The 19,055-nt window shown below is 72.2% G+C and carries 19 protein-coding genes and 1 pseudogene; 12 read left to right on the top strand and 8 right to left on the bottom strand.

Translation table 11 applies throughout. The annotated features are described in order from the left end of the window. Nucleotides 1–119 precede the first annotated feature (119 nt). Complete coding sequence (locus tag PHZ_RS19320; protein WP_049758354.1) at nucleotides 120–1,274, bottom strand: AI-2E family transporter; 1,155 nt, start codon at nucleotides 1,272–1,274, stop codon at nucleotides 120–122. Between the two features lie 187 nt (nucleotides 1,275–1,461). On the opposite strand from PHZ_RS19320, the gene PHZ_RS19315 reads away from it, so the two are divergent. The 3 genes from PHZ_RS19315 to PHZ_RS19305 all read left to right on the top strand — a co-directional run bounded on the left by PHZ_RS19315 (nucleotide 1,462) and on the right by PHZ_RS19305 (nucleotide 5,042). Continuing rightward, nucleotides 1,462–2,928: a helicase HerA-like domain-containing protein gene (locus PHZ_RS19315; RefSeq protein ID WP_041374452.1), complete on the top strand. Its 1,467-nt coding sequence runs from the start codon at nucleotides 1,462–1,464 to the stop codon at nucleotides 2,926–2,928. Nucleotides 2,929–3,008: 80 nt separating this feature from the next. After that, nucleotides 3,009–4,598: a sialate O-acetylesterase gene (locus PHZ_RS19310; RefSeq protein ID WP_041373725.1), complete on the top strand. Its 1,590-nt coding sequence runs from the start codon at nucleotides 3,009–3,011 to the stop codon at nucleotides 4,596–4,598. Nucleotides 4,599–4,700: 102 nt separating this feature from the next. Next, nucleotides 4,701–5,042 carry a hypothetical protein gene (locus tag PHZ_RS19305; protein ID WP_041373724.1) on the top strand — a complete coding sequence of 114 codons (342 nt, stop codon included), beginning with the start codon at nucleotides 4,701–4,703 and terminating at the stop codon, nucleotides 5,040–5,042. Nucleotides 5,043–5,107: 65 nt separating this feature from the next. On the opposite strand, the gene PHZ_RS19300 is transcribed toward PHZ_RS19305, so the two are convergent. After that, on the bottom strand, nucleotides 5,108–5,890 hold the full coding sequence (locus PHZ_RS19300) for an SDR family NAD(P)-dependent oxidoreductase (RefSeq protein WP_012524041.1): 783 nt from the start codon (nucleotides 5,888–5,890) through the stop codon (nucleotides 5,108–5,110). A 51-nt stretch (nucleotides 5,891–5,941) separates the two neighbouring features. Between PHZ_RS19300 and PHZ_RS19295 the strand changes: the two genes are divergently transcribed. Next, complete coding sequence (locus PHZ_RS19295) at nucleotides 5,942–6,364, top strand: YkvA family protein (protein WP_012524040.1); 423 nt, start codon at nucleotides 5,942–5,944, stop codon at nucleotides 6,362–6,364. Here PHZ_RS19295 and PHZ_RS19290 read toward each other — a convergent pair. After that, nucleotides 6,361–7,299: a DMT family transporter gene (locus PHZ_RS19290; RefSeq protein ID WP_269079165.1), complete on the bottom strand. Its 939-nt coding sequence runs from the start codon at nucleotides 7,297–7,299 to the stop codon at nucleotides 6,361–6,363. The genes PHZ_RS19295 and PHZ_RS19290 overlap by 4 nt on opposite strands. After that, nucleotides 7,296–8,147: an SDR family NAD(P)-dependent oxidoreductase gene (locus PHZ_RS19285; RefSeq protein ID WP_012524038.1), complete on the bottom strand. Its 852-nt coding sequence runs from the start codon at nucleotides 8,145–8,147 to the stop codon at nucleotides 7,296–7,298. Before PHZ_RS19285 ends, PHZ_RS19290 begins: the two co-directional genes overlap by 4 nt. Nucleotides 8,148–8,311: 164 nt before the next feature. Between PHZ_RS19285 and PHZ_RS19280 the strand changes: the two genes are divergently transcribed. Then, nucleotides 8,312–8,977, top strand: coding sequence for an OmpA family protein (locus PHZ_RS19280; RefSeq protein WP_012524037.1), 666 nt, complete (start codon nucleotides 8,312–8,314; stop codon nucleotides 8,975–8,977). Nucleotides 8,978–8,998: 21 nt separating this feature from the next. On the opposite strand, the gene PHZ_RS19275 is transcribed toward PHZ_RS19280, so the two are convergent. Next, nucleotides 8,999–10,000, bottom strand: a complete 1,002-nt coding sequence (locus PHZ_RS19275) for an NADPH:quinone oxidoreductase family protein (protein ID WP_012524036.1) — start codon at nucleotides 9,998–10,000, stop codon at nucleotides 8,999–9,001. A 124-nt stretch (nucleotides 10,001–10,124) separates the two neighbouring features. Between PHZ_RS19275 and rlmN the strand changes: the two genes are divergently transcribed. Genes rlmN through PHZ_RS19260 form a run of 3 tightly spaced genes read left to right on the top strand, consistent with a single transcriptional unit; the run spans nucleotide 10,125 to nucleotide 12,599 of the window. Then, entirely contained in the window at nucleotides 10,125–11,282 is a 1,158-nt protein-coding gene (gene rlmN / locus PHZ_RS19270) for a 23S rRNA (adenine(2503)-C(2))-methyltransferase RlmN (RefSeq protein ID WP_012524035.1), read from the top strand. 53 nt (nucleotides 11,283–11,335) lie between these two features. Continuing rightward, nucleotides 11,336–11,758 carry a DUF350 domain-containing protein gene (locus tag PHZ_RS19265; protein ID WP_012524034.1) on the top strand — a complete coding sequence of 141 codons (423 nt, stop codon included), beginning with the start codon at nucleotides 11,336–11,338 and terminating at the stop codon, nucleotides 11,756–11,758. Between the two features lie 4 nt (nucleotides 11,759–11,762). Then, nucleotides 11,763–12,599, top strand: coding sequence for a S1 family peptidase (locus PHZ_RS19260; protein WP_012524033.1), 837 nt, complete (start codon nucleotides 11,763–11,765; stop codon nucleotides 12,597–12,599). Nucleotides 12,600–12,605: 6 nt separating this feature from the next. Here the strand turns inward: PHZ_RS19260 and PHZ_RS19255 are convergent, their stop codons facing one another. Next, nucleotides 12,606–13,994, bottom strand: coding sequence for an AmpG family muropeptide MFS transporter (locus PHZ_RS19255; protein ID WP_012524032.1), 1,389 nt, complete (start codon nucleotides 13,992–13,994; stop codon nucleotides 12,606–12,608). A 32-nt stretch (nucleotides 13,995–14,026) separates the two neighbouring features. After that, nucleotides 14,027–15,571, bottom strand: a complete 1,545-nt coding sequence (locus PHZ_RS19250; RefSeq protein WP_012524031.1) for a response regulator — start codon at nucleotides 15,569–15,571, stop codon at nucleotides 14,027–14,029. A gap of 133 nt (nucleotides 15,572–15,704) precedes the next feature. Here PHZ_RS19250 and PHZ_RS23675 point away from each other — a divergent pair. The 4 genes and pseudogenes from PHZ_RS23675 to PHZ_RS19235 form a co-directional block, all read left to right on the top strand. Beyond that, nucleotides 15,705–15,896: pseudogene (locus tag PHZ_RS23675) on the top strand (response regulator transcription factor); the annotation flags it as partial. A gap of 124 nt (nucleotides 15,897–16,020) precedes the next feature. Continuing rightward, complete coding sequence (locus PHZ_RS23670) at nucleotides 16,021–16,359, top strand: hypothetical protein (protein ID WP_041373723.1); 339 nt, start codon at nucleotides 16,021–16,023, stop codon at nucleotides 16,357–16,359. 192 nt (nucleotides 16,360–16,551) lie between these two features. Then, on the top strand, nucleotides 16,552–16,920 hold the full coding sequence (locus tag PHZ_RS19240) for a hypothetical protein (RefSeq protein WP_012524029.1): 369 nt from the start codon (nucleotides 16,552–16,554) through the stop codon (nucleotides 16,918–16,920). Between the two features lie 72 nt (nucleotides 16,921–16,992). After that, on the top strand, nucleotides 16,993–17,445 hold the full coding sequence (locus PHZ_RS19235) for a hypothetical protein (protein WP_012524028.1): 453 nt from the start codon (nucleotides 16,993–16,995) through the stop codon (nucleotides 17,443–17,445). On the opposite strand, the gene PHZ_RS19230 is transcribed toward PHZ_RS19235, so the two are convergent. After that, entirely contained in the window at nucleotides 17,400–18,938 is a 1,539-nt protein-coding gene (locus PHZ_RS19230; protein ID WP_012524027.1) for a YifB family Mg chelatase-like AAA ATPase, read from the bottom strand. The two genes, PHZ_RS19235 and PHZ_RS19230, sit on opposite strands and share 46 nt — an antisense overlap. Nucleotides 18,939–19,055: the final 117 nt, after the last annotated feature.

Raw genomic sequence — 19,055 nt, 5'->3', positions numbered from 1 at the left:
GGTCCCGTCGTGGGGGGGCGACGGAACGCGGGGTGCTCGCTGCGCCCGCGGGGTTGGGGAGCGGACGCACCTGCCGGACGGGATTGCGGTCCGGCTCACCTTAGATAGGAAGCGCACAGTCACGATTTAAGACCCTGGTCACTGGAACGTTTCGTGGAGCGGCGGCCGCCGGATTTCGCCGGTGGCTTTTCGGGCGGCGTATCGGGAGGTTCGGCGGGATTCTTGTTCCTCAGGTCGTCGGGGTCGCCGTCGTCCGACAGCAGGACGGCGATCCAGTGCGTGCCCTTGAACTGGGCGAGGATCACCATCAGCATCACGGTCAGCGGCGTGGACAGGAAGGCGCCGGCGAGGCCCCAGATCACCGTCCAGAAGGCGAGCGCCAGGAGGAGGACGATCGGGTCCATGTTCAGGCTGCGGCCCTGCATCCGGGGCTGCACCACATTGCCGACGAACATGGTCACGCCCTGCAGCACGGCCAGCAGCACGATCGCCTGCCAGAGGGTGTCGAACTGCAGCAGGGCGAAGATTGGCGGGGCGGCCACCGCGACGATGCCGCCCACCACCGGGATGTACGAGGCGATGAAGATCAGGATCGCCCAGAAGACCGCGTTGTCGAGGCCGACCGCGGCCATGACGATCCACGAGGCGACGGCGATCATCAGGCCGGTCACCGTCTGGACCCACAGGTACTGCTCGACCCCGTTGCGGATGCGCAGGAAGGCGTTCACCGCCTCCTGGCGCTCGTCGCGCGTGGGGAACAGGCTGACGGTCTTGCGTTCCCAGCCGTGGCGCGAGGCCAGGATGAAGCCCAGGTAGACCAGCACGAAGGCGGCGGTGGAGACGAAGTCCTGCAGCCCGCGGGCGATCTGGCCGAGGTAGCGGGCCGGGTCGAGCTGGCGCAGCAGTTCGGTGACCGTCGGGGGCACGTCCATGCCCACCATGCCGGCGAACCGCGCGATCAGGCCGTTCAGCTTGGGCGTATAGGTGACGAGCTGGGCGCCGAAGCTGGCGGCGTTGTCGGCCACGAAGAACGCCGCGCCGCCGAAGATCGCCACCGACAGCACGACCGCCAGCGGCGTCGCCGCCCGCCGCGAGACCCCCGGCAGCCGGTGCTGCAGCACCCGCGCGAAGCCGTCGATCATCACCGCCAGGAACATGGCCAGCGCCAGCGGCGTCAGGATGTTGGAGAGCCAGTGGAGCACCGCCCCACCCGCGATCACCGCCAGGATCACCAGGGCGTTGCGGGAGACCGTGTCGGCGGCGGGGGCGGGCATTGCGGATCGACACTCTACAGCGGGGACGCCGCCGTCAACTCGGGCCTCCTCTACCCCACATCCTGGCGATTGGGGAGTTATTTTGCCCTTAATGCCAGAAACTTGGGGAATCATCGTTCTCCCTGGCGGGAGCGGCGGCCCGCGGCTAGCCTGCGGGGATGTTTCGGTGCTCGGCGACGGAGGCTTCATGACGGGCGAGGGCGTGCTGATCGGCTGGTCGGACCATGCCGAGGTGCTGCGGCTCGACCGCGCCAACCGCCACGGCCTGGTGGCCGGCGCGACCGGCACCGGCAAGACCGTGACCCTGCAGATCCTGGCCCAGGGGCTGTCCGACGCCGGCGTCCCGGTGTTCGCCGCCGACGTGAAGGGCGACCTGTCGGGCATCGCCGCGCCCGGCCAGCCGAACGAGAAGTTCCTGGAGCGCGCCCGCATCATGGGCCTGGAGCTGACGCCGGCCGCCGCGCCGGTGGTGTTCTGGGACCTGTTCGGCGAGGCGGGCCATCCGGTCCGCACGACCGTCTCGGAGATGGGGCCCCTGCTGCTCTCGCGGATGCTGGAGCTGAACGAGGTGCAGGAGGGCGTGCTGACGGTGGTGTTCCGCGCCGCCGACGAGGAGGGCCTGCTGCTCCTCGACCTGAAGGACCTGCAGGCGGCGCTGGCCTATGCGGCCGACAACGCCAAGGCCCTCTCGGCCCGCTTCGGCAACATCTCGCCGGCCACCGTCGCCACCATCCAGCGCAAGCTCCTGATGCTGGAGGACCAGGGCGGGGCCAACCTGTTCGGCGAGCCGGCGCTGTCGCTCTCGGACCTGATGCGCACCGACGGCGCGGGGCGCGGCTACGTCAACATCCTGGCGGGCGAACGGCTGATCTCGAACCCCCGGCTCTACGCGACCTTCCTCCTGTGGCTGATGAGCGAGCTGTTCGAGGAGCTGCCCGAGGTGGGCGACCCGGAGAAGCCCAGGCTGGCGTTCTTCTTCGACGAGGCGCACCTCCTCTTCCGCGACGCCCCCAAGGCCCTGCTGGAGAAGGTGGAGCAGGTCGTCCGCCTGATCCGCTCGAAGGGCGTCGGCGTCTATTTCGTCACCCAGAACCCGGCCGACATCCCCGACACCGTGCTGGGCCAGCTCGGCAACCGCATCCAGCACGCCCTGCGCGCCTACACGCCCGTCGAGCAGAAGGGGCTGAAGGCGACCGCCGGCAGCTTCCGCACCAATCCCGCCTTCGACACGGCCGAGACCATCCAGCACCCGGGCGTCGGCGAGGCGCTGGTCTCGGTGCTGGACGAGAAGGGCGCGCCCACGGTGGTGCAGAAGACCCTGGTCCGCCCGCCGGCGTCGCGGCTCGGGCCCCTCACCCCGGCCGAGCGGGCGCAGGCGATGGCGGGAAGCCCAGTGCGGGGCCTCTACGACCAGGTCCGCGATCGCGAGAGCGCCTACGAAATGCTGCAGGCCAAGACCGCCGCCACCGCCGCCGCGCCGGAGCCGGCGCCCGAGCCGAAGGCCGAGAAGCCCTGCGCCGCGCCGCGCGAGAAGCCGTCCGAGTTCGAGACCATGGGCAAGGCCTTCGCCACCTCGATGCTGCGCACCATCGGCAACCAGATCGGCCGCGAAATCATGCGCGGCGTCCTGGGCGGGGTGAAACGGCGCAGATAACGCCGCGCCAAGCGGAACTTTGAGCCGCGCTCCCGAGTCTCGCGTCCGTACCCAAACGGAGCAGCAGGGGAGCAGCAGCCGTGGCCTTCGTCGTCTTCGCCGGCCAGTCGAACACCGGCGGCGCCTATATGGACGCCTCGACCCTTCCCGGGACCTGGCGGCCCGACCCGCTGACCCTGATCTGGAACGACCACGCCGGCGCCTGGGAGGAGATGCGGCCGGGCGAGAATACCGGCTTCGGCCAGATGCCGCAGGCCTGGGGCCCCGAGGTGCAGTTCGCCATGGACTTCCGCGCCGCCCATCCCGACGAGGTGCTGCGGATCGTCAAGTCGGCCTGGGGCGGCGCCCGGCTCGAGCCCGACACCGGCGAGTGGGCCTTCGACTGGTCGGACCGCAGCGACGACGAGATCTTCGACATCACCCGGGCCATGATCGACCGCGCGGCCCAGGCGCTGGGCGGCGCGCGGCCCGAGGCGGTGTTCTGGGGCCAGGGCGAGGAGGACGCCAACCACGCCGGCGCCGCCGAGGCCTACGACGAGAACCTGCCGGCGCTGTTCCAGGCGATCCGGGACGAGTGGCTGCAGGACCCGGACGGCAGGATCGGCTTCTTCCGCATCACCGGCAGCGCCCCCTATACCGCCGAGGTCCGCCACGCCCAGGCGGCGACCGACCAGGCCGACCCCAACGCCGACAGCTTCGATGCGCGCGACTACCCCCTGCTGGGCGACGGGCTGCACTTCGCGCCCGCCGGGCACCAGATGTCGGGCGCCGACTTCTTCGCGCTGTTCCAGGGCTGGCGCGCCGGCGCGCCGGACGATGGCGGCGAGTCGGGCCAGGTGCTCACCTCCAACGGCCCCGGCGACGCCCTGGTCGGCGGCGCGGGCCCCGACACCCTGAACGCCAGCGCCGGGCCCGACCTGCTGACCGGCGGGGCGGGCGCCGACCGCTTCGCCTGGGCCGCCGCGCCCTGGTCTCCGGCCCGGGTCACCGACTTCACGCCCGGCGAAGACGGCCTGGACCTGGGCGCGCTGCTGGGCGGCTATTCGGGGGCCGACCCGATCGCCGACGGCTACGTCTATCTTTTCGACGACGGCGAGGGCGGGACCAAGGTGTTGGTCGACGCCGACGGTCCCGGCGGCGAGTGGCCCGGCTATGTCGTCCGGCTGGAGGGCGTGGCCACCGAGGGCCTGACCTGGTCGGCCCTCTCCGGCGGCGGCGCTGCGCCGCCTCCGCCGGAGGAGGAGCCCGAGGACCCGCCGCCTGAAGCCGAGCCCGGCGTGCGGCTGGAATCGTCGGGACCGGGGGATACGCTGCAGGGCGGCGCGGGCGCCGACACCCTGGTGGCCAGCCGCGGCTCGGACGTGCTGGTCGGCGGCGCCGGCGCGGACCGGTTCGAGTGGCCGCAGGAACCCTGGTCGCCGGCGCAGGTGCGGGACTTCACGCCCGGCGAGGACCAGCTCGACATCTCGGCCTGGCTGCGGGCCGCGGGGGTGAGCGGCGATCCCTTCGCCTCGGGCCACCTGCGCCTGATCGAGGACGGCGCGGGCGGCAGCAAGGTGCTGTTCGACCGCGACGGGCCGGGCCCCGATCCCCAGTGGGCCAACTACGTCATCCACCTGGAGGGCGTGGCGCCGGGCGCCGTGCAGGACTCGGACTGGGTCTTCGCCTAGCCGCTCCCCCGAAGCCCCCCCGATCTTGCGAACCCGGGCGCGGGTGGTAGCGTCGCCGCAGGTCACGTTTCCAACGACAAGAACACTCGGGAGGAACGTCTCATGCGGCTTCACGCCCTCATCGCGGCCGCGGCCCTGTCGCTGTCCGCCGCCCCCGCCTTGGCCCAGGATCGCCCCGCCTTCGTCAACGTGGACGAGCCCGTCTTCTGCAACGCCGCCGGGTTCGCCGATTCCCGCGAGCAGCCGGCGGGCTTCGAGCTTCCGGCCGACAAGGGCGGCGGCAAGCTGGAGTACGTCGACGCCAGCCGGGCCCAGTGCCACCAGGTCGTCGCCGGCAAGCCCACCGGCCAATACCGGCGCCCCACCATCTGCCCCCTGGGCTCGGGCCGCATCCAGCTGGACGGCGCCTGGGTCTGCCGCTCGCAGAAGCCGGCGGGCTCGTAGGGGCCCTAAACGAAAAAGCCCCCGGCCGGAGCCGGGGGCCTCGTCGCGTCGGCGATGGCCGGCGCCTAGCGCGGCGCCATGCGGATCGCGCCGTCGAGGCGCACGTCCTCGCCGTTGAAGTAGCCGTTGGTGATCATGGTCAGCGCCAGCTGGGCGTACTCCTCGGGATTGCCGAGGCGCTTGGGGTGCGGGACCTGGGCGCCCAGGGCGGCCTTCACCGCTTCCGGCGCGGCGGCCAGCAGCGGGGTGTTGAAGATGCCCGGCAGGATGGTGTTCACCCGGATGCCGTCGTTCGACAGGTCGCGGGCGATCGGCAGGGTCATCCCGACCACCCCGCCCTTCGAGGCCGAGTAGGCCGCCTGGCCGATCTGGCCGTCCTCGGCCGCCACCGAGGCGGTGTTGACGATGGCGCCGCGGTCGCCGTCCGGCAGCGGGTCCAGGGTCAGCATGCCGGCCGCCGACTTGGCGATGCAGCGGAAGGTGCCCACCAGGTTGATCTGGATGATCATGTTGAAGGCGTCGAGCGGGAAGTGCTTGATCTCGCCGGTCTGCTTGTCGCGGCTGGCGGTCTTGATCGCGTTGCCGGTGCCGGCGCAGTTCACCAGGATGCGCTCCTGGCCGTGGGCCGCGCGGGCCTTGGCGAAGGCCGCGTCCACGTCCTCTTCCGAGGTGACGTTGCACTTGCAGAACACGCCGCCGACGTCCTTGGCGACCGCTTCGCCCTTCTGTTCGTTCATGTCGAAGATGGCGACCTTGACGCCCTTGGCCGCCAGGGCCCGGACGGTGGCTTCGCCGAGGCCCGAGGCGCCGCCGGTGACGACCGCCGCGACGGATGAATTGAGTTCCATGGACGCTCCGCTCCCATATGATGACCCGAAGTCGGCGAAGGCTTTAGCCCGATGAACGCCAGCGAAAAAGCGTCACCCAACGTCAATTCCGGCGGGTTCGACCCGCATGCCGAGATCGCGCCAGGCAAGGCCCTGGTCCCCGCGGTCATGCGGGTGAACGAGCAGCGGGTCGCCCGCGGCTTCTGGCCCAAGATGCGCAAGGTGGCGGCGAAGGTCCCGTTCGCCCGCGAGGCCCTGGCCGTCTGGTTCTGCGCCCGCGACGACGAGACCCCGCTGGCCGCCAAGGGGATGATGCTGGCGGCCCTCGCCTACTTCGTCCTGCCGACCGATGCGGTGCCCGACTTCATCGCCGGCCTCGGCTACACGGACGACGCGGCCGTGTTCGCGGCGCTGATGAGCGTGATCGGCAAGAACCTGAAGCCGCGTCACCGCGAGGCCGCCCGCCGGGCCATCGAGGACCTGGGGAAGGACTAGCCCGCGCGCCGCGCCGCTGACCGGGCGGCCCTGGCCAGCTGGTGCTCGCGCCAGGTGATGAACAGGGTCGAGGCCACCACGATCCCCGCGCCGGCCACGGTCCAGGCGGTCGGGATCTCGTGGAACAGCAGGAAGCCGGCCGCGGCGGTGAACACCAGCCGCACGTAGTCGATCGGCGCCATGGCCGCGGCGTCGCCGATCTGCATGCCCTTGATGTAGCAGGCCTGGGTGATCGTCCCGATCACGCCCATGGCGCAGAGCAGGGCCAGGTCCACCGGCTCGGGCCAGCGCCAGGTCAGCACCGCGCCGGGGATCGAGAAGATCAGGCCCAGGGTCATGGCCCAGACCAGCAGCACGCTGGGCGAGTGGTCGCGGGTCATCACCTTCATGCCGGTGATGGTCAGGGCGAAGAGGAACGAGGCCGCCAGCATGGCCAGGGCCGGCCCGCCGACCGCGAACTCGCCGCCGGCGCCGGGGCGGATCATCAGCAGCACGCCCAGGAAGCCGACGACCGCCGCGCCGATCCGCAAGGGTCCGATTTTCTCGCGCACGACGAAGGCGGCCAGCGGCACGAGCCACAGGGTTCGGGTGAAGGAGAGCGCGTTGGCGTCGGCCAGCGGCATCTTCTGGAAGGCGTAGAACGACAGGATCATCGCCAGCGTCCCCGCCGCCGAGCGGAAGAACAGGATGCCGGGCCTTGTGGTGGCGTAGGCCGCCCGCCGCTGGCGCAGGATCAGCGGCAGCAGGACGGCGAAGCCCGCCGCCTGCCGGTAGAAGGTCTGCAGCGCCGCCGGATAGTCGTCGCCCAGGAACTTGATGAGCGTCGTCATCACCGTGAAGCCGAGCGCCGAGGCCAGCATCCACAGGGCGCCGCGGACGTTGGGCGTCAGCCCGCCGCCGGGCTGCGGCTCGACGATGACCGTCTCGACGCTCACGCTTCGGGGGGCGCGAACTCGGCGAACAGCTCCATCAGGGGCGAGGCCGCGGCGGGGTCCCAGCTGTGCCGGCCGCCGATGGTGATGCCGCCGTCCACGACCACGTGCGTGCCGGTGACGAACGCGGAGTCGTCGCTCGCCAGGTAGAGCGCGGCGCGGGCGATGTCCTCGGGCATGCCGGCCTTGGGGATGGGCTGGGCCTTGGGCGCGTTCTCGGCCACCCGGGCGGCCATCTGGTCGGCCACCGCGCGGGGCAGGCCGAGCGAGGCGCCGAAGATGGAGGTGGCGATCAGGCCGGGGCAGATGGCGTTCACCCGGATCTTCTGCGGCGAGAGCTGGGCCGCGGCGCAGCGGCTCATGTGGATCACCGCCGCCTTGGCCGACGAATAGGCCAGCGGGCCCCAGCCCGCCTGCAGGCCGGCGATCGAGGCGGTGTTGACGATCGACCCGCCGCCGCGCTCGGCCATCAGGGGCGCGGCGTGCTTCATGCCCAGCGCCGGGCCGCGCACCAGGATGTCGAACACCCAGCTCCAGCGATCGGCCTCGACCTCGGCGAGGGTCCGCATCATGTCGGAGATGCCGGCGTTGTTGAACAGCACGTCGAGGCCGCCGAATTCGGAGGCGGCGAGCTGCACGGCCGCGGCGATCTCGGCCTCGGCGGTGACGTCGCAGTGGGCGTAGCGCACCTGGCCGGGGAAGCGCTGCTCTAGCATCGCCCCCTTCTCGTCCTGGATGTCGGCGGCGACCACCTTCGCGCCCTCGCCGACGAACAGCTCGACGGTCCCCAGGCCGATGCCCGACACCCCGCCGGTGACCACCGCCACCTTGCCTTCCAGACGACCCGCCATGACGCTTCCCCGTTCCTGTTGGTTATCGGCGATCAGTAGGAGGGGCAGCCCGCCCTGGCAACCGCCCTGGCAACCGCCGTGTCGCCCGCCCGCGCCAGGGGGCCGACCGGAACAGACTTGGCCGTAGCGGCGTTCCGCCCGGAAGACGACGCATTGGAGCTCCCATGAAGACCAAGATCGCGGCCCTGGGCCTTTCGCTGCTGGCCGTGGGCGCCTGCACGACCACCGACCCCTATACGGGCCAGACCGTCCGCAGCAACACGCGGACCGGCATCCTGGCGGGCGCCGCCGGCGGCGCGCTGCTGGGCTACCTGACCAACACCAACAAGAGCGAGGAGGGCCGCACCAACGCCCTCATCGGCGCCGGCGTCGGCGCCTTGGCCGGCGGGGCCGTGGGCGCCTACATGGACCGCCAGCAGGCCGAGCTGCGCCGCGAGCTGGCCGGCTCGGGCGTCGAGGTCGAGCGCCGCGGCGACGACATCGTGCTGAACATGCCCTCGGACGTGACGTTCGGGGTCGACCAGTCCGACGTCCAGAGCCGCTTCTATCCGGTGCTGGACGACATCGCCGCCACCCTCAGCCGCTATCCGCAGACGCTGATCGACGTGGCGGGCCACGCCGACTCCACCGGCGCCGACGCCTACAACCAGGCGCTCTCGGAACGGCGCGCCTCGTCGGTGGCCAGCTACCTGGTCAGCCGCGGGGTCCTGCAGGACCGGCTCTACGTGGTCGGCTACGGCGAGAGCCGGCCGGTCGCCAGCAACGCCACCGAGCAGGGCCGGGCGCAGAACCGCCGGGTCGAGATCACCGTCCGGCCGTTCCGCGGCTAGGCCGGGTTCCGGAGCGGGGCCTCAGTCCACCGTCACCACCACCTTGCCCATGGCCTTGCGGCTGGCGAGGTGGCGGATGGCGTCGGCGGCGCGTTCGAGCGGGAAGCGTTCGGAGACGTAGGGCTTGATCTTGCCCTCCTCGTACATGCGCATCAGCTCGGCGACGCTCTCGCGGTGCCGCTCGGGGTTCTTGCCGACCCAGGCGCCCCAGAAGACGCCGACGATCTCGCAGCCCTTCAGGAGGGCGAGGTTCAGCGGAATCTTCGGAATCTCGCCGGCGGCGAAGCCCACCACGAGGTACTTGCCCTCCCAGGCGATGGAGCGGAGCGCCGGCTCGGCGTAGGCGTCGCCGATGGCGTCGTAGATCACGTCGGCGCCGTTCGGGCCCGTGGCCTCCTTGAACAGCTGCGCCAGCTGCTTCTGGCCGTCCTTGTCGAACGGGCCCTTCGGATAGACGACGCCCGCCGCCGCGCCCTTGGACAGGCACAGGTCCACCTTCTCCTGGCTGGAGGCGGCGGCGATCACCTTGGCGCCCACCGCCTTGCCGAGCTCGACGGCGGCCAGGCCGACGCCGCCGGCGGCGCCCAGGACCAGCATCGTCTGGCCGGCCTTCAGCTGCGCCCGGTCCTTCAGGGCGTGCCAGCTGGTGCCGTAGGTCATGATGAAGGCGGCCGCCTCGTCGAACGGCATCGAGTCGGGGATCTTCACCAGCCGAGCGGCCTCCAGGGCCAGCTCCTGCGCCATCCCGCCCCAGCCGGTGTTGCCCAGCACCCGGTCGCCCGGCTTCACGTGGGTCACGCCCTCGCCGACGCTCTTGACGATCCCGGCGATCTCGCCGCCGGGCGAGAACGGCCGCTCGGGCTTGAACTGGTACTTGTCCTCGATGATCAGCACGTCGGGGAAGTTGACGCCGATGGCCTTCACCTCGACGACCGCCTGGCCGGCCTTGGCCTGCGGGGCCGGCACGTCCTCCAGCACCAGCTTGTCCGGACCGCCGACTTCCTTGCTCAACAGGGCCTTCATGCGCGCCTCTCCCAATGCTGCAAGCCGCGGACGCTAGCCACTCGAACGCCCGTTTGAAAGGCCGGATTTGGTGCGGGCGGCGCGCTCACCTATATTCCGCGCCCTCAGCGAAGGACCTGATCCCTTGGGCGTGACCCTCGACCTTGCCCGCGCGCCGGCGCAGCCGCTTGCGCCGTCCAGACCCAACCTCTCGGGGATGACCCGGGCGGAGCTGGCCGCCTGCCTGGTCGAGCTGGGCGTCGTGCGGCCCGAGAAGGCCAAGATGCGCGCCTCGCAGCTCTGGCGCTGGATGCACCACTACGGCGTCACCGACTTCGAGAAGATGACCGACGTGGCCAAGGAGACCCGGGCGGCGCTGGCCGAGGTCTGCGCGATCTCCCGTCCCCAGGTGGTCGAGCGCCAGGTCTCCAAGGACGGCACGCGCAAGTGGCTGATCCGCATGGCGCCGGGCATCGAGGTCGAGACCGTCTACATCCCCGACGTGGGCCGGGCCGGCGCCCTGTGCGTCAGCTCGCAGGTCGGCTGCACCCTGAACTGCACCTTCTGCCACACCGGCACCCAGGCCCTGGTGCGCAACCTGACCGCCGCCGAGATCGTGGCCCAGGTGCAGGTCGCCCGCGACGACCTCGGCGAATGGCCCTCGCCCAAGGAGGACCGCCGGCTCTCGAACATCGTGTTCATGGGCATGGGCGAGCCGCTCTACAACCTCGACAACGTCGCCGCCGCCATCGACATCATCGCCGACAACGAAGGCATCGCCATCTCGCGGCGGCGGATCACCGTCTCGACCTCGGGGGTCGTGCCCGAGCTCGCCGCCCTGGGCGAGCGGACCCAGGCGATGCTGGCCATCTCGCTGCACGCCACCAACGACGAGCTGCGCGAGAAGCTGGTCCCGCTGAACCGGAAGTACCCGATCGCCGAGCTGATGGCGGCGATCCGCGCCTATCCGGGCCTGTCCAACTCCAAGCGGGTGACGTTCGAGTACGTCATGCTGAAGGGGGTCAACGACAGCCCGGCCGAGGCCAAGGCCCTGGTGAACCTGCTCAAGGGCGTTCCGGCCAAGATCAACCTGATCCCGTTCAACCCCTGGCCCGGCAGCCAGTACGAGTGCTCGGACTGGGGGACCATCGAGCGGTTCGCCGCGGTGCTGAACCGCGCGGGCTACGCCAGCCCGATCCGCACGCCGCGCGGACGCGACATCCTGGCCGCCTGCGGCCAGCTGAAGAGCGAGAGCGAGAAGCTGCGGGCCAGCGCCCGGCGCAAGCTGGCGGCGGGCGGCTGACCTGACCCGTCCACGCGTGCTAACGGTGACGCCTCAAGTTCCGGGGAGTGTGCATGCCTACGCCTTCGCCTGAGATCCAGGCATTCGCCACCGGCTTCCCCATCACCCTGCTGCACATCGCCGTCACCATCCTGATCCTGATGGGGGCCTCGGCGCTGTACATCCTGCTGACGCCGCACAAGGAGATCACCCTGATCCGCGAGGGCAACACCGCCGCGGCGGTGTCCCTGGGCGGGGTGATGCTGGGGCTGTCGATCCCGCTGGCGGTGTCGCTGCAGGCCTCGACCAACCTGATCGAGATCGGCCTGTGGGGCGCGGCGACGGTGGTGGTCCAGCTGCTGGTCTTCCGCCTGGTGGACATCCTGCTGCGCGGCCTGCCCCGCCGCATCCAGGACGGCGAGATGTCGGCGGCCGCCCTGCTGGTCGGCGCCAAGCTCTCCACGGCCGTGATCGTGGCCGCGGCGGTGACGGGCTAGCCCGATGCACTTCCCCCGCCTGCCGGACTGGCTGGTCTATTCGGCGGTCGTGCTGGCGCTGCTGTTCGCGGCGCTGGGCCGGGGCGAGCGGGCCGACGCGCCACCGCCGCCGCCGGACGTGGCCGCCCCGCTGGGCGAGGCGATCGGGCCGGCCTCGCCGTTCGACCCTTCGGTGGTGGTGGACGTGCCGAGCGAGAACGGGCCGGCGACCGGCACCGCCTTCTCGATCGCCGAGTCCGGCGTCTGGCTCACCGCCCGGCACGTGGTGGAGGGCTGCGCGCGGGCCGCCCTGGTGGTCGGCGACGGCGTCGGCGTGGCGACCACGGTCCGGGTCGATCCCCGCGGCGAGGCGGCCGTGCTGCTTACCGAGGGCGGCGCCGATCCCCTGCCGCTGGCGCTGAACGAGCCCCTGCGCCGGGGCCAGCGGGCCTATCATCCGGGCTTCCCGCAGGGCGAGCCGGGCGAGGCCACCTCGCGCCTGCTGGGCCGCGAGACGCTGGTGGTGCGCGGCCGCGGCGCGCGCAGCGAGCCGGTGCTGGTCTGGGCCGAGACCGGCCGTACCGAGGGCCTGGAGGGCACGCTCGGCGGCCTCTCCGGCGCGCCGGCGCTCGACGCCCAGGGCCGGGTGGTCGGGGTGACGATCGCCGAGAGCCCCCGCCGGGGGCGGATCTACACCACCGCGCCCGAGGTGGTGACGGCCACCCTGGCCTCGAGCGGCCGCCGCCTCGCGGCCCCCGCCGCCGCCACGGGCGAACCCATGACGCCGCAGAACTACTTCTACGTCGCCGACGACCTGCGCCGGCAGCTCCGCGTCGCCCAGGTGGTCTGCCTGACGGCCTGAGGCGGCCTAAGCCGGCGCCTGCGCCAGGCGGCGCTGCTCGCGCCGGTGCCGCACGCCCAGCATAGCGCAGAGGATCAGCGCCGGGATCCCCACGACCGCCGTGCCGGTGAAGAAGATGGCGTAGGCGGTCATCGGGTCGTAGGCCGCCTGCAGGCTCTCCACCACCTGCCCCGAGAAGCCCTTCAGCACCTTGCCGAGCAGGGCGTAGAAGCTGGACAGCAGTGCGTACTGGGTCGCCGTGTAGCCGAGGCTGGTCAGGCTGGACATGTAGGCCACCAGCGCCGCGCCCGCGAAGCCGGTCGCGATATTGTCGACGATGATGACCATGCTCAGCGTCTGGACGCTGCCGCCCAGGTAGGCGAGGGCGGCGAAGGCGAGGTTTGAGCCCGGCCCCAGGATCGCGCCCAGCACCAGCGTCGGGGTGAAGCCCAGCCGCACGGCGCTGAGGCCCGCCAGCGCGATGCCGACGACGGTGGCCCCCAGGCCGATGGTGGCGCGCACGCTGCCGACGACCTCCTTCGACAGGCCCACGTCCACGTAGAGCGGGCTGACCATCGGCCCCATCACGAAGTCGGGCAGGCGGTAGAGGCTGATCGCGGCCAGCATGAGCAGGGCGGCCAGGACGCCGTGGTCGCGGAAGAAGGCGATGAACGGGCCGACGACCGCGTCGAACAGGCCGCGGGGGGTCCAGAGCGGGGGCCCCGCCTGGGCCTTCGCCGCCTCGGGGTCGATGCGGGCCGGCTCGGTGGCGAACAGGGTCGCGGTCAGCCCGACGCCCACCGCGAGGGCGCAGAGGACGTAGGAGTTGTTCCAGCCGAGCTTGGCCGCGGCCAGCAGGATCAGTGCGTCGGTGGCGAGGATGGCGATGCGGTAGCCGAGCTGGAAGGCGGCGGTCAGCAGGCCCAGGTCCTCGTCGCTCTCGGCCCGCTCGATCCGCCAGGCGTCGACGACGATGTCCTGGGTGGCCGAGGCGAAGGCGACGACGAGCGCGAAGCCGGCGAAGGTGAGAAGGCCGCCGGCCGGCCCGATGGCGGCCATGGCGAACAGGCCCGCGCCGATGACCAGCTGGGACAGCAGGATCCAGCCGCGCCGGCGGCCCAGCAGCGGTCCCAGGATCGGCACGTCCACCTTGTCGATCACCGGCGCCCACAGGAACTTCATCGAATAGGCGATGCCGACCCACGACAGGAAGCCGATGGCGGCGAGCTCGACGCCCTCCTCCCGCAGCCAGTAGCCCAGGGTGTTGCCGGTCAGCATGAACGGCAGGCCGGACGAGAAGCCGAGCAGCAGGGTGATCAGCACGCGCGGATGGCGCAGGGCCGCGATCACCTCGCGCCAGGAATGGCCCCGGGGTTTCGAAGCGGGCTTCGGCGCGGCGGAGGTCGTGTCGGCCATGGAAGTCTCGGAAGGCGCCCCCCGGCGCCCGGTCAGCCGACCTTGGCGCGCGCCGCGGCCTTCGTCCAGCCGGCGGGCCGCGCGGTCCACCGCGTCAGGACCGCGCGCAGGGCGTCGGGCGACAGCGGCTTGACCAGGAAGTCGTTCATGCCGGCGGCCAGGCAGGCCCTGCGGTCGTCCTCGAAGGCGTTGGCGGTGAGCGCGACGATCGGCGCCTGCACCCCCTCGGCGCGCAGCCGCCGGGCGGTCTCCTCGCCGGAGAGGCCCGGCATGCGCATGTCCATCAGGATCAGGTCGAAGACGCCGATACGGGCGGCCGCCAGGGCCTCCTCGCCGCCGACCGCGTGCTCGACCGCGCAGCCCTCGCGGGTCAGCAGGGCCCGGGCCAGCAGGGCGTTGATGGGGTTGTCCTCGACCAGCAGCACGCGGGCGCCCGGCGCGGCCGCGGCCGCCACGCGCTCGTCGTCGCGCACGACGCCGGCCTTGGCGGCGGCGCCGGCGGCGATCAGCACGCGCTCGGCGAGCGAGCCGCGCCGCAGCGGCTTGATGAGATAGCCCGCGAAGCCCGACCGGCGCAGGCGCGGGATGCGGTCGCGCTCATCTGGGGCCAGCAGCACGATGCTGGCGCGTCCGGGCGGCGCGCGCAGGGGCTCGCCGGGCGGGGTCAGCGCCGCGTCCAGCAGCAGCACGTCGTCGGGTCCCGTCCGCTGCAGGACGGCGTCGAGCTCGGCCTCGGCCACGGCGCGGCCGCCGCTGGCCCGGACCTGCCGGCGGGCGGCCTCGCGGACGATGGCATTGGGCGAGGCGATCGCCACGGTGCGGCCCTTGAGCGGCTCGCCCGCCGCGGCCTCGGGCGCCGGCGGGAAGGCGGCCTCGAACCAGAAGCAGGCGCCGCCCATGCGGGCGGTCTCGACCCCCACCTCGCCGCCCATGGCGCGGGCGAGCCGGCGGGCGATGGCGAGCCCCAGCCCGGCGCCGCCCAGGTCGGCGTGCGAGGCCTCGGCCTGGGCGAAGGCCTCGAAGATGCGGTCGCGGGCGGCTTCCGAGACGCCGGGGCCGGTGTCCTCCACGGTGAAGCGCAGCCGGCCGGGCTCGGGCGTGGAGACCGCCAGCAGGACGCCGCCGGCCTCGGTGAACTTCACCGCGTTGCCGGCGAAGTTGAGCAGGATCTGCCGCAGCCGCCCCTCGTCGGCCCGCACCGAGCCCACGCCGGCCGGCGCGGCCCAGGCGATCTCCAGGCCCTTCTCGCGGGCGCGGGGCGAGAGCAGCTCGGCGACGCCGCGCAGCAGGCTCTCGACCTCCATCGTCTCGGGATGCAGCTCGACGCGCCCGGCGCCCAGCTTGGCGAAGTCGAGCACGTCGTTGACCAGGGTCAGCAGGTGCTGGCCGCTCTCGCGCAGGGCCGCCACATAGCTGCGCTGCTCGGCGGTCAGGCGGGTGCCTTCCAGGAGCCGGGCCATGCCCAGCACGCCGTTCAGCGGGGTGCGGAACTCGTGGCTCAGCGACGCCAGCTGTTCGGCGCTGATCTGGGCCCGCGCCGGGCGGCGTTCGGAAAGGGGTCGTAGCGGCTTGCGCATCCCGGCAGAGGTAGCCGCGAGGACTTAACGGTCGGTCAAACGCGCCCCAGCGGTTGCAGAACGCCGCCCCTGCGGCGAAATCGCGCCCGCCAAAGTAGACGACGCGGCGAAGCCGTCGTTTATTAGATGCGCCATGCCTACGCGCGCCGACGTCGAGACCAATCCGGCCGGGCTGCTCACGCAGCGCGAGCGCGAATGCCTGCGTCTCGTCGACCAGCACCTGAGCTCCAAACAGATCGCCCGCGAGCTCGGCATGTCGAAGACCTCGGTGGACACCTACTGCGACCGCGCCCGCCGCAAGCTGGGCGTGCCCGACCGCTACGAGGCCGCGCGCCTGCTGCGCCGCCACGACGGCGATCCTGTCCTGACCGGATCAGGACAGGACGCGATCAGGACAGACAACCCCGCCGCCCGCTGGCTGGATGACCCCGCAACAGAGGGGACGGCCCATGGGCGACCGGCAGAACTTCGACAATCGGCAAGTGATCGGCAAGGCGCTGCGCCTGCGCCGGGAGATCGACGACTTCGAGGCGCGCTGGCCGGCTCTGGCCCGCAGGGAGGAGAGCCTTCCGGCCTTCTCCTGGACCCAGCTGGAACGGCAGCTCGTCGACCTGTCGGCGACGCCCGCCCAGGCGGACATGGCGCGGCACCTGGTGTCCGCCACGCGGAAGCTGGCGCCGTTCAAGCCGGCCGAAATGGTCCTGCGGGAGATCCTCTGCATGACCTGGGTCCTGCTGGACGAGAACTTCCGGCCGGACGCGGACGATGGCTCGGGCCCAATGAGCTAGGCCCCGCCGCCCGGCTGGGCGCCATCGTGGCAGTGGCGATCCTGACCGCGCTCGCCTTCGGCGGGATGCTGGCAGGCCTCCACGCGCTGCAGGCGCTGGCCGTCAATTTAACCTAACGGCTGAACGGCCGAGAAACCCTAGTTATCTGAAACTTGCGGCGCGTCGCTCCCTCGACGCGCATGGAGACGACTCATGCTTAAGCAACGTCGAATGGTCGCCGAGCAGATCGCCGGCGCCCTGTTCGAGGCCGAAGCCGCCATCGATGCGGCCCTGGCCAAGACCGCCCACCTGACCGGCGTCATGCCCAGCCTGCGCAAGCAGGCCGGCGCCTCGGCCCTCATCGGCCAGGACGCGGTCGAGCGCGCCAGCCAGGCCATCATGGCCCTGGCCGAGGCCCGCCGCGCCATCGTCGAGACCCACAAGGAGCTGAGCGTCGCTCAGGGCCAGATGGGCCTGGGCGCGGTGTCGTTCGATCCCGGCAGCGGCGAGAAGCCGGCCCCCACCGCGGGCATGCTCGAGCGGACCGGCGGCCGCCGTCTGCGCGAGATCCGCGCGGCCTAGTTCCGCGGGCTTCCGCCTGCCGGAGAGCCATGTAGATTGGGCCCTCGGTCACAGCCGGGGGCCTTTTCTTTCGTGCAGACGCTGGCGCTCCCGCCCTGGTTCGGCCTCACGCTCATGGCCGTGGTCTGCGGCGCCGCCGTCTGGAAGGGCGGCTGGGAGGAGCGCCTGACGGCCATGGCGTTCCTGATCGCCTGGATCGCCACGCTCATCGGCCGCGACCGCGAGTGGCTGGGGACCCAGTGGGGCGCCTTCGCCGTCGACGTGGTGCTCCTGGGTTTCCTCGTCGTCGTGGCGCTGAAGAGCGCACGTTACTGGCCGATCTTCGCCGCCGGCTTTCACCTGCTGTCGGTCGCCACCCACGCGGCGCGGATCGTCGATCCCCAGGTCGGCGCCTGGGCCTATGCGACGGCGTCGGTGATCTTCTCGCAACTGACGGTCTTCGCCCTCGCGGCGGGCGTGATCGGGGTCCTTCGCGAGCGTCAGAGCGCCGAAGCCGGCGCTGCCGCCGGCGCCACGCGCCGGTAGATCAGCGCCTCGGCCACGTGGACGCGGCGCACGGCGTCCGAGCCCTCCAGGTCGGCGATGGTGCGGGCGAGCCTGAGTGTGCGCGTCCAGCCGCGGGCCGACAGGCCCCCCGCCTCGGCCGCCCGGGCGAGCAGGGCGCGGGCCGGCTCGTCCAGCGCGGCGACCTTTTCCAGGAAATCCCCCTCGGCGCGGGCGTTGAGCCTCGCCCCCTCGCCGCCCTCGGCCTTTGCGGCCCGCTCGGCCTGCAGGCCCCGGGCCGTCGCGACCCGCGCGGCGGCCTCTGCCGTTCCCTCGGCGGGCGGCGGCAGGGCGAGGTCGGCGGCGGTCACCGGCGGGACCTCCACCTGCAGGTCGATGCGGTCCATCAGCGGCCCCGAGATGCGGCCCTGGTAGTCCGTCTGGCAGCGGGGCGCCCGGCCGCAGGCGCCGCGGCCCGGTCCGCCCAGGCCGCAGCGGCAGGGATTCATCGCCGCCACCAGCTGGAAACGGGCGGGATAGCGCACGTGGGCGTTGGCGCGGGCGACGACCACCTCGCCGGTCTCGATCGGCTGGCGCAGGGAATCCAGCGCCTGGGTCCCGAACTCGGGCAGCTCGTCCAGGAACAGCACGCCGTTGTGCGCGAGGCTGACCTCGCCGGGCTTGGCCTTCAGCCCGCCGCCGGTCAGGGCGGCCATGCTGGCCGAGTGGTGCGGATTGCGGAACGGCCGCGCGCGGGTGAGCTGGCCCTTGGCGATCAGCCCGGCGATGGAATGGACCATCGAGGTCTCGAGCAGCTCCTCCGAGGTCAGCGGCGGCAGCAGGCCCGGCAGGCGCGCGGCCATCATCGACTTGCCCGAGCCCGGCGGGCCGACGAACAGGAGGTTGTGGCCGCCGGCCGCGGCGATCTCCAGCGCCCGCTTGGCGTTCTCCTGGCCCTTCACGTCGCGCAGGTCGGGCTGGCGTCCGGCGTCCAGCATCGGCCCCGGCGCAGGCGGCGCCAGCACCTGCGTCCCGCGGAAGTGGTTGACGAGGGCGATGAGCGAGGGGGCCGCCAGGATCCGCGTGTCGCCGGCCCAGGCCGCCTCGGCCCCGCACGCCTCGGGACAGATCAGGCCAAGGCCAAGGCCGCCTGCGGCCACGGCGGCCGGCAGGGCGCCGGCGACCGGGGTGATGCGGCCGTCCAGGGCCAACTCGCCCACCGCCGCCCAGCCCTCCAGGGCGTCGGGCGGGATGACGCCCATGCCGGCCATGATAGCGAGCGCCACCGGAAGGTCGTAGTGGCTGCCCTCCTTGGGCAGGTCGGCGGGGGCCAGGTTGGCGATGATGCGCCGGGCGGGGAGGGCTAGGCCCAGCCCCGCGAAGGCGGCGCGCACCCGCTCGCGGCTTTCCGAGACGGCCTTGTCGCCCATGCCGACGAGGAAGAACTTGGGCTCGCCGCCGGTGAACTGGACCTGGACGTCGACCCGGACCGCCTCCACGCCGCGGAACGCCAGCGTCACCACCCCCGCGCTCATCTCAATCCCTTGTGGTCGCCTGAGACTTATCCACAAACAGCAGCACGGACCTGGGATCGGATCAAGAACGAAAATAGAACTTATGCGGTAATCAATACGCTTCCGACACTTACGCCG

The organism is Phenylobacterium zucineum HLK1 (assembly GCF_000017265.1).
Taxonomy (GTDB): domain Bacteria; phylum Pseudomonadota; class Alphaproteobacteria; order Caulobacterales; family Caulobacteraceae; genus Phenylobacterium; species Phenylobacterium zucineum.
The sequence above is the reverse complement of the archived record's forward strand: the minus strand, read 5'-3'. Positions and strand labels throughout refer to the sequence as shown.

Excerpts from the sequence above, each read along its gene's own strand:
- PHZ_RS19320 (WP_049758354.1), bottom strand. The coding sequence starts at position 1,274 with ATGCCCGCCCCCGCCGCCGACACGGTCTCCCGCAACGCCCTGGTGATC.
- PHZ_RS19315 (WP_041374452.1), top strand. The coding sequence starts at position 1,462 with ATGACGGGCGAGGGCGTGCTGATCGGCTGGTCGGACCATGCCGAGGTG.
- PHZ_RS19305 (WP_041373724.1), top strand. The coding sequence starts at position 4,701 with ATGCGGCTTCACGCCCTCATCGCGGCCGCGGCCCTGTCGCTGTCCGCC.
- PHZ_RS19300 (WP_012524041.1), bottom strand. The coding sequence starts at position 5,890 with ATGGAACTCAATTCATCCGTCGCGGCGGTCGTCACCGGCGGCGCCTCG.
- PHZ_RS19295 (WP_012524040.1), top strand. The coding sequence starts at position 5,942 with ATGAACGCCAGCGAAAAAGCGTCACCCAACGTCAATTCCGGCGGGTTC.
- PHZ_RS19285 (WP_012524038.1), bottom strand. The coding sequence starts at position 8,147 with ATGGCGGGTCGTCTGGAAGGCAAGGTGGCGGTGGTCACCGGCGGGGTG.
- PHZ_RS19280 (WP_012524037.1), top strand. The coding sequence starts at position 8,312 with ATGAAGACCAAGATCGCGGCCCTGGGCCTTTCGCTGCTGGCCGTGGGC.
- PHZ_RS19275 (WP_012524036.1), bottom strand. The coding sequence starts at position 10,000 with ATGAAGGCCCTGTTGAGCAAGGAAGTCGGCGGTCCGGACAAGCTGGTG.
- PHZ_RS19265 (WP_012524034.1), top strand. The coding sequence starts at position 11,336 with ATGCCTACGCCTTCGCCTGAGATCCAGGCATTCGCCACCGGCTTCCCC.
- PHZ_RS19260 (WP_012524033.1), top strand. The coding sequence starts at position 11,763 with ATGCACTTCCCCCGCCTGCCGGACTGGCTGGTCTATTCGGCGGTCGTG.
- PHZ_RS19255 (WP_012524032.1), bottom strand. The coding sequence starts at position 13,994 with ATGGCCGACACGACCTCCGCCGCGCCGAAGCCCGCTTCGAAACCCCGG.
- PHZ_RS19250 (WP_012524031.1), bottom strand. The coding sequence starts at position 15,571 with ATGCGCAAGCCGCTACGACCCCTTTCCGAACGCCGCCCGGCGCGGGCC.
- PHZ_RS23670 (WP_041373723.1), top strand. The coding sequence starts at position 16,021 with ATGGGCGACCGGCAGAACTTCGACAATCGGCAAGTGATCGGCAAGGCG.
- PHZ_RS19240 (WP_012524029.1), top strand. The coding sequence starts at position 16,552 with ATGCTTAAGCAACGTCGAATGGTCGCCGAGCAGATCGCCGGCGCCCTG.
- PHZ_RS19230 (WP_012524027.1), bottom strand. The coding sequence starts at position 18,938 with ATGAGCGCGGGGGTGGTGACGCTGGCGTTCCGCGGCGTGGAGGCGGTC.